Annotated in this window: 1 protein-coding gene; it reads left to right on the forward strand. The window is 59.2% G+C overall.

Annotation, left to right across the window (positions count from 1 at the left end):
* The first annotated feature begins 68 nt into the window (after positions 1-68).
* Positions 69-1,288 (forward strand): IS3 family transposase gene (locus tag JJQ51_RS32765; protein WP_442967362.1). Its coding sequence is split into 2 segments (ribosomal slippage): positions 69-399 and positions 399-1,288, totalling 1,221 coding nucleotides; the frame shifts between segments, so codons are not numbered across the junction.
* The last annotated feature ends 32 nt before the right edge of the window (positions 1,289-1,320 follow it).

Here is a 1,320-nt window from a genome sequence, read left to right on the forward strand (position 1 = left end):
GTGAACTGCACCCCGTTCTGACCGGACAGTCGGCATAAGCAGAAAGGCTCAAGCACAGGCTTGAGGACATGCTTATGTCTAACGAGTATCGACACGTTGAACTGCTGACGGGTGATGTCCGGCGCAGACGGTGGACAACCGAGCAAAAGCTGACAATCATCGAGCAGAGTTTCGAACCAGGCGAGACGGTATCTTCCACCGCTCGCCGCCATGGCGTTGCGCCCAATCTGCTTTACCGGTGGCGCAGGCTTCTGAGCGAGGGAGGTGCTGCAGCCGTGGATTCTGACGAGCCGGTTGTGGGCAATTCGGAAGTGAAGAAGCTGGAGGATCGCGTCCGCGAGCTGGAGCGCATGCTCGGCCGCAAAACGATGGAGGTCGAAATCCTCCGCGAAGCACTTTCGAAAGCAGACTCAAAAAAACGGATATCGCGGCCGATCTTGTTGCCGAAGGACGGTTCCCGATGAAGACCGTCGCAGACACGCTGGGCGTCTCCCGCTCCAACCTCGCTGAGCGGCTGAAAGGCAGATCAAAGCCGCGCGGGCCCTATCACAAGGCCGAGGATACAGAGCTTCTGCCCATCATTCGCAGGCTGGTGGATCAAAGGCCAACCTATGGCTATCGGCGGATCGCCGCGCTCCTCAATCGCGAAAGGCGAGCCGCCGATAAGCCTGTCGTCAACGCCAAGCGGGTTCATCGCATCATGGGCAACCACGCGATGTTGCTGGAGAAGCATACGGCCGTTCGCAAGGGCCGCATCCATGACGGCAAGGTCATGGTCATGCGCTCGAACCTGCGCTGGTGCTCGGATGGACTGGAGTTTAACTGCTGGAATGGCGAAGTCGTTCGTCTCGCCTTCATCATCGACGCCTTCGACCGCGAGATCATCGCCTGGACGGCGGTCGCCAATGCAGGCATCTCCGGCTCGGATGTGCGCGACATGATGCTGGAGGCGGTCGAGAAGCGGTTTGGAGCAACGCGGGCTCCGCATGCCATCGAGCATCTCTCTGACAATGGCTCAGCCTATACAGCGCGGGACACAAGGCTGTTTGCCCAGGCGCTCAATCTGACACCCTGCTTCACGCCGGTGGCCAGTCCGCAGTCCAACGGCATGTCGGAGGCCTTCGTCAAAACCCTGAAGCGGGATTATATCCGAATATCACCACTACCGGACGCCGAAACGGTGCTCCGGCTCATTGACGGATGGATCGAGGACTACAACGAAATCCATCCCCATTCCGCGCTCAAGATGGCTTCCCCACGGCAGTTCATCAGGGCTAAATCAAACTAGCCGACATGTCCGGTGAAACGGGGAGCACTCCA

The sequence above is a fragment of the Rhizobium sp. AG207R genome, assembly GCF_027109195.1.
In the GTDB taxonomy this organism is placed as follows: domain Bacteria; phylum Pseudomonadota; class Alphaproteobacteria; order Rhizobiales; family Rhizobiaceae; genus Rhizobium; species Rhizobium dioscoreae.